This is a genomic window from Nocardia sp. NPDC004568, assembly GCF_040609955.1.
Classification (GTDB): domain Bacteria; phylum Actinomycetota; class Actinomycetes; order Mycobacteriales; family Mycobacteriaceae; genus Nocardia.
Genome location: NZ_JBEXLL010000029.1, coordinates 20,685 through 27,247, shown reverse-complemented (window position 1 = coordinate 27,247; position 6,563 = coordinate 20,685). Strand labels below are relative to the sequence as shown.

At 64.1% G+C, this 6,563-nt stretch carries 7 protein-coding genes; 3 read left to right on the top strand and 4 right to left on the bottom strand.

The window, feature by feature from the left end:
* Positions 1-284 (top strand): hypothetical protein (locus ABZV91_RS15545; protein WP_355241258.1); only part of this gene is annotated, 284 nt, incomplete at its 5' end.
* Between the two features lie 493 nt (positions 285-777).
* Here the strand turns inward: ABZV91_RS15545 and ABZV91_RS15540 are convergent.
* Together ABZV91_RS15540 and ABZV91_RS15535 are read right to left on the bottom strand one after the other, a co-directional pair.
* Positions 778-1,509: a hypothetical protein gene (locus tag ABZV91_RS15540; RefSeq protein WP_355241255.1), complete on the bottom strand. Its 732-nt coding sequence runs from the start codon at positions 1,507-1,509 to the stop codon at positions 778-780.
* An 84-nt stretch (positions 1,510-1,593) separates the two neighbouring features.
* Positions 1,594-1,776, bottom strand: coding sequence for a hypothetical protein (locus ABZV91_RS15535; RefSeq protein WP_355241361.1), 183 nt, complete (start codon positions 1,774-1,776; stop codon positions 1,594-1,596).
* A 173-nt stretch (positions 1,777-1,949) separates the two neighbouring features.
* Here ABZV91_RS15535 and ABZV91_RS15530 point away from each other — a divergent pair, with 173 nt between their 5' ends.
* Positions 1,950-4,025, top strand: a complete 2,076-nt coding sequence (locus ABZV91_RS15530; RefSeq protein ID WP_355241252.1) for a prolyl oligopeptidase family serine peptidase — start codon at positions 1,950-1,952, stop codon at positions 4,023-4,025.
* A gap of 10 nt (positions 4,026-4,035) precedes the next feature.
* Here the strand turns inward: ABZV91_RS15530 and ABZV91_RS15525 are convergent, their stop codons facing one another.
* Complete coding sequence (locus tag ABZV91_RS15525) at positions 4,036-4,896, bottom strand: alpha/beta fold hydrolase (RefSeq protein WP_355241249.1); 861 nt, start codon at positions 4,894-4,896, stop codon at positions 4,036-4,038.
* A gap of 43 nt (positions 4,897-4,939) precedes the next feature.
* On the bottom strand, positions 4,940-5,572 hold the full coding sequence (locus ABZV91_RS15520) for a TetR/AcrR family transcriptional regulator (protein ID WP_355241246.1): 633 nt from the start codon (positions 5,570-5,572) through the stop codon (positions 4,940-4,942).
* A gap of 246 nt (positions 5,573-5,818) precedes the next feature.
* Here ABZV91_RS15520 and ABZV91_RS15515 point away from each other — a divergent pair, with 246 nt between their 5' ends.
* On the top strand, positions 5,819-6,505 hold the full coding sequence (locus ABZV91_RS15515; RefSeq protein ID WP_355241243.1) for a ZIP family metal transporter: 687 nt from the start codon (positions 5,819-5,821) through the stop codon (positions 6,503-6,505).
* The last annotated feature ends 58 nt before the right edge of the window (positions 6,506-6,563 follow it).

Here is a 6,563-nt window from a genome sequence, read left to right as displayed (position 1 = left end):
AGTCGGCCGCCGCGCCGGCCGATCCGACCGGCGGCATGGGCGGCATGGACTTCTTGAGTCCGGTCACCCGGCAACCTTTTCGAACCGCGGGGCCGGTCCACCGTCATGGTGGGCCGGCCTTCGGTCTTGTTAAGGAACCTTCGGTTTCTACCAGCCCTGCGGTCAACCCGTCGGCGCTACAGAGGCACCGGCTGAAAGCCGGTTTCGCCGATTCTGATCACGCAGGGTCGATCCAGCAATCCAGCCTTGTAAACCGCCTCATCGAGGTGGGGCGATATGAGTAGCATCCAGGTTTTCCATGGAGTAACTGCGCCTACAGGTTTTTCGGTGTTCGCCGCGAGGCGTACGTAGTAGTCCTGGAGTTCCTGGTCGGTTACTACAAAGGTGCGAGGGGGTAGCACCGGAGATGTGTCGATCCACAACAGGGCGAGCCGAATGACGGATGTTTCGTCGAGTGAGTAGGCGATAAGGGACCACCGCGCATGGGTCTGCCCGTTCTGTTCGATCACATCCGCTTGCGCGACGATCCCACCCTGCTGTCCGTCCAAGTGCAAGGCGGTCGGTATGAATACTGCTTCGGCCCTGTGTAAGCCGATTCGATCCTCTAATAGGACCAGGCGCGCGGGCTTCGTTGCGTCGGTCCGAATCGTCTCACGCAAGAGCCATAGCTACAGGCTGTCTTTCGTACGTTCCGGATGTGCGGCACGCCATCAGGACTACGTGGGCGCGAATTCGTTCCTCGAGCCGGTCATGGACCGGCCGCGTCCGCTCCGCGACTCAGTGCGGCTTGGCCGCGTCCACGAATCCTTCGTACGCGTTGATCAACTCCGTCAAACGCGCCTTGGCTTCCCCGTCATTACACTCGCTCCCGAGGCGCCGTAAAAATGGCAACGTATCTGTCGACAACGTCGGAGAGTTATTTAAAGCAGTATCTCGACTTGTTCCGAAAAGATTATTCCACTCGATATCCAACTGCTTCTTTCGGCCGGCTATACTCTTTTGTAGCTTATCGAGTTCTTCTTCGGTAAAAGCGATTTGGTGCTTATCGCGATCCAGGTTCAGCTCCTTTCTTAAATGCTGCTTAAATTTGTCCACCCATTCGGGAGTCATGTTATTCCGCAACTCTAACCATTGCGACTTACTCAATCCTGCCAGTGGGCCGACCGTAACGGTCATCCCGGACCGCGCGTTTGAGCGCTCGGGTGGACTTTCCATGCCCAAAAGTCGAGTCAGATTGCTCTCCGGGGATTTGTCATGACCCGACGACTGCTGCTTATTTGGTTCCGCTGCGGAAAGACGGTCTGTCGTCCTGCTATCGGGACCGGAATTTATGTCGGAGTTCCTTAGCGGCTTTTTTATATGCTTCGACAGGTCATCGAATACTTCGGAGGCGCCTGCGTTCCTATTCGCACTATTGAGCATCTCTTGGGCTTCCCGGGTGGCGTCTGCGGCGTTGTATAAATGACCTCGATTCAGGCCTGCGACCCCGGGCATGGTATTGACACGCAATCTTTCGAGGATATTCAGTACTAGCTGACTGAGGTTAGTCTGAACCACGGTACCAACTCGTCCTATGCCGTCGAAAGTTTGCGGCTATGGTACCCGACCTCGCGGTTGATCAGTCGCCCCTGGTGCGAGGTCGGCAGCCGCAGGGAACCGCGACCGCCACGGTCGGCAAGCGCGGGCAGGTTTGCCTCGCCCGGGCAGGAAGAGGCGGAGCCACTGGTCGTAGTGCATCGGGGTGAAATCGGCGAGGTCGGGCCCGCCTACCGTTATCCGGATGAAGCTGTGGCCGGATACGTTCGGCGGTCGGGTCTCGGCGGTGCAGATCCGCCGCTGCTGCGGCTCGAGGTACGTGGTCCAGTCGTCATGCGCGCCAGGTCGGCAATGCCTGACCTGATGTTGGCGGTCGCCGATTCCCGCCCGTCCGGTTGGGTGACAATGGTCGGATGAGTGGTGGCGTACAGGACAGCGAAACCGATCCCTACCTCTGGCTCGAAGAGGTCACCGGCGAGCGGGCGCTCGATTTCGCCCGGGCGCACAACGAGGCCGTCATGGAGCGGTTTGCCGCGGCCGACCGGTTCGACGTGCTGCAACGCCGGATCCTGGACATGCTGGACACCGACGCCAAGATCGCCTTCCCCGGGCGGCGCGGACAGTGGCTGTACAACTTCTGGCGCGACGCGGCGCATCCGCGCGGTCTGTGGCGGCGCACCACCTTCGCCGAGTATGTGAAAGCCGAACCCGAATGGGATGTTCTCATCGACCTCGACGCGGTCGCCGCCACCGAGGACGAGAACTGGGTCTGGGGCGGTGCCGGAGTGTTGCGCCCGGACCAGAGCCGGGCACTGATCAGCCTGTCGCGGGGTGGCGCGGACGCCAAGGTCGTCCGTGAATTCGATATGGAAACCCGTGAATTCATCGCCCCGGAGGACGGTGGCTACTTCCTGCCGGAAGCGAAGTCGCGGATCAGTTGGATCGATATCGACTCCGTATATGTGGGAACGGATTTCGGCCCCGGCTCGCTCACCGGATCCGGATATCCACGGATCGCGAAACGCTGGCGCCGGGGCACCGCGCTCGACGCCGCGGAAACGGTTTTCGAGGGCGTGGTGACCGATGTCTCCGTCTCGGCGGGTTACGACCGCACCCCCGGCTACGAGCGGCACTACATCGCCCAGGCCACCGATTTCTTCCACGAGGAGGTGTTCCTGCTGGAGGACGACGGTTCCCGAACCCATCTGGAGACCCCGTCGGACGCTGACGAGTCGTGGTACAAGGAATGGCTGCTGGTCCGGTTGAAATCGCCGTGGGAAGTCGGCGGCCGCACATATCCCGCCGGTGCGCTGATCGCCACGAATTTCGCCGCGTTCCGGTCCGGCGAACGGGATTTCCAGGTGCTGTTCGAGCCGGACCCGCACACCTCGCTGCACGGCTACGGCTGGACCGAGAACCACCTGCTGCTGGTGACCCTCGAGGATGTGCAGACCAAGTTGTACGTCCTCACCCCGGATGCCGGGGGCTGGCGCACCGAACCGCTCGCCGATACGCCGGCCATGGCCACCACCGGCATCATGAATCTCGACCCGCTCGAGGGCGGGGACGACTACATGCTCATGACCAGTGGGTTCACCACCCCCACCACCCTGCTGGCCGGGTCGGTCGGTGCGCCGGTGACCGAGTGGAAGCAGGAACCGGCGTTCTTCGACGCGACCGGTATCGAGACCGAACAGTTCTTCGCCCGCTCGGATGACGGAACGTCGATCCCGTACTTCGTCATCCGGCACCGCGATACCCGGGATACCCCGGCGCCCACGGTGATGTCGGGCTACGGCGGGTTCGAGGTGTCGCGGACTCCCGGTTACGGCGGTTCTTCCGGTATCGGGTGGCTGGAAAAGGGTGGCACCTATGTGACGACCAATATCCGGGGCGGCGGGGAATACGGGCCGGAGTGGCATACCTCGGTGCAGAAGGAGAACCGGTACAAGGTGTACGAGGATTTCTCCTCGATCGCCCGCGACCTGGTGGCCCGTGGAATCACCACCGCCGACCGGCTCGGTGCCGTCGGCGGCAGTAACGGCGGCCTGCTGATGGGGGTGATGCTCACCCGTTACCCGGAGTTGTTCGGGGCGATCGTCTGCCAGGTACCGCTACTGGATATGCGTCGCTATCACCGGCTGCTGGCGGGTGCGTCCTGGGTGGCCGAATACGGTGACCCGGATGTGCCGGAGGAATGGGCCTATATCAGCCGGTACTCCCCCTATCAGCGGGCCGCGGAAACCGGTGCGGGCGCCACCTATCCACCGATTCTGCTCACCACCTCCACCCGGGACGACCGCGTCCATCCGGGGCATGCCCGCAAGATGGCGGCGCTGCTGGAGGAGCAGGGGCACCGCGTCTGGTACCACGAGAACATCGAGGGCGGGCACGGCGGCGCCGCCGACAACAAGCAGTCGGCGTTCCAGGCGGCCCTGATCTACGAGTTCTTCACCCAGATGCTCGTCGAGGGCCGGACCTCGGAATGACCGCCGCCGGTCACCGGTCGAGTAGCCACTTCTCGATCCGGTCGACCACGTCGGCGGGTTCGGATATCCAGCCGTTGTGGCCGAGCGGCCGGGGTGCGTGCCAGGTGGTCTTGTCGGCGTTCGGCAATTTGTCCAGCAGATGCCCGGCCGATGTCCGCGGGGCCAGTTCGTCGCCGGTCAGGGTGATCGAGAGGACGGGCAGTTTCAGCCGGGAGAGGCGTTCCTCGTAGTCGATATCGGCGCCGGCCGGGTCGAACCGGCCGGTGCGGGCCAGCCGGGCCCAGTCGGAGACGAGCACCTTGGACTGTCGGCCGAAACCGTTGGGGCCGAGTTTGTCGCCCGGCCATACCCCGGCCAGCCCAGCGGTCAGCGAGACCGCGGCGGTGCCGACCAGCATGCCCGGTGCGAGCAGTCCGCGGAAACCCCGGTAGTAGGGGGTGCCGGACGCGACGAGGATCAGCCCCGCGAGCCGGCCGCGGACCCGCGCCGCGTACAGCGCCGACAGCTGCCCGCCCATGCTGTGACCCAGCACATACGGGGTGCGGTCGGGGAAGCGGGTGCGGACCACCTCGAAGATGGCCGGAAAATCGACCGCGGCGAGTTCGTGGTACCCGTAGGTGCTGGCCGCGCTCGGTTTCGGCGAGCTGGCGCCGTTACCGCGCAGTTCGCCCACCGCGACGTCGATGCCGCGCCGGGCGAGCGCACGAGCGAAATAGAGGTAGTACTCGCCGGGGACACCGAGCCCGGGTATCAGTACCACGACCGGACGAGGTGCATCCGGGGTGACGGGATGGTCGTGCGGTCCCGTGGCCGGCACCAGCCGCACCGGGACGGTGCTGCCGTCCGGCATCTGGATCGCGACGGTCTCCACCGGAACAAGGCTAGCCGCCGGGCAGCCCTGGCCGGTGGCGTGGTCAGGCCCGGATCGCGCCCACGATGATCCGGCTCAGCACCCGGATCACCTCGTCGAGCGGTTGCCGCGGTTCGGCTCCGCTCCATTCGTCCACCACATAGTTGACCGCGCCGATGATGGCGAGCATGCGGAGGTCGTAGTCGCCGGTCGGGATCTCGCCGTGCAGTGCGGCGTCCTCGGCGGCCTTGGCGAGCACCGAACTCCAGGCGCGCCGCGATTCCGTACGCATCTTCTCGACTTTGGTGCCGGCACCGACGACTTCGACGAGCACGACCCGAGCTCGTCGCATATCGGTGCCGATGGATTGCACATAGGCGCGGATGGCGCTGTCGATCCGCGCCAGCGCGCTCTGGTCGGTGCTCTGTTCGAGTGAGGCGAGCACCGCGGTCCGCGATTCCCGGTCGATGAGAGCGAAGAGTTCCACAAGGAGCGATTCGCGGCCGGTGAACTCTTCGTAGAACTGGCGGGAGGACAACCCCGCGTCTTTGCAAATGGCCCCGACCGAGCTATTGGCATACCCGTCTCTCGAAAAAACCGTCAGGCCGGATTCGAGAAAACGAGCGCGTCGCTCGCGTTGCCGATCTTCTACGGGCTGCCCGGCATACCGTCGTCCCGAATTCGCTTCCTGTGACATCGCGCAGAACAATACCGAAAAGCCCGAACCCCTCGACATCGATCGGGTCTTTCGTAGCATGCCGGTAGCACAGTACGGGTTTGCCGAAAGTTGTCTGCCCGCAACTCGGGTCGCCGGTGAAGCTGCCGAATCGGACAATGACCGGATCCGTGCCGGTGCAGCTGATTTTAGAGGGAAATTCTAGAATTATTTCTGTCGGCCCCGCATGACCATTGCAATAACCCGGCAACACATAGTGTTCACCTTATGGGAACCGCGCTGCTCTATGGGCTGGGTACGGCAATTCCATTGCTGATCGGTGCGTTCATCGGTTTGCGAACCACATTGCCCAAGCCATTGCTCGCCTCGCTGATGGCGTTCGGCGCGGGCACCATGATCGCCGCCGTGTCCAACGAACTGTTCGAACCCGCCTTCGTGCAGGCGGGGGCATTCACCGCCGGGGCCGCGCTGTTTCTGGGCGCGACGGTATACGTCGTCGCGAACCGGCTCCTCGAACGCCGGGAGGGTACCGGCGCGGTGGGCTGGGCGCTGATGCTCGGCACCGTGCTGGACGGAGTTCCGGAGAACACGGCGCTGGGGGTCTCGCTGAGTTCGGAGGGCGGACTGGTGCTCCTGGTCGCCATCGCGGCGGGCAACGTGCCGGAAGCCATCGGCGGTTCGGCGCTGCTGCACCGGCAGCGGAACGTCTCCACCGGCAAGGCGTTCACCCTGTGGCTGCTCACCGGCGCGGTGCTCGTGGTGGTGACCGTCGCCGGCAACCTGCTCTCCGAGCACCTCGAACCGACCCATATCAGCGCGATCCAGGCCTTCGCGGGCGGCGCGACCATCGCGGTCCTCGCCGATTCGCTGATGCCGGAGGCGTACCGGGAAGGCGGCTGGTGGGTCGGTATGGCGACATCGGTCGGGTTCCTCGTCGCATTCCTGCTGAGCTGATCGGCGGAGCCGCCGGAAATTCGGTTATCCCATCCGCTCGGCCGGTGCATGATCCGGA

Bases quoted from the DNA above. Each gene is read 5' to 3' on its own strand.
- ABZV91_RS15530 (WP_355241252.1), top strand. From the start codon at position 1,950: ATGAGTGGTGGCGTACAGGACAGCGAAACCGATCCCTACCTCTGGCTC.
- ABZV91_RS15520 (WP_355241246.1), bottom strand. From the start codon at position 5,572: ATGTCACAGGAAGCGAATTCGGGACGACGGTATGCCGGGCAGCCCGTA.
- ABZV91_RS15515 (WP_355241243.1), top strand. From the start codon at position 5,819: ATGGGAACCGCGCTGCTCTATGGGCTGGGTACGGCAATTCCATTGCTG.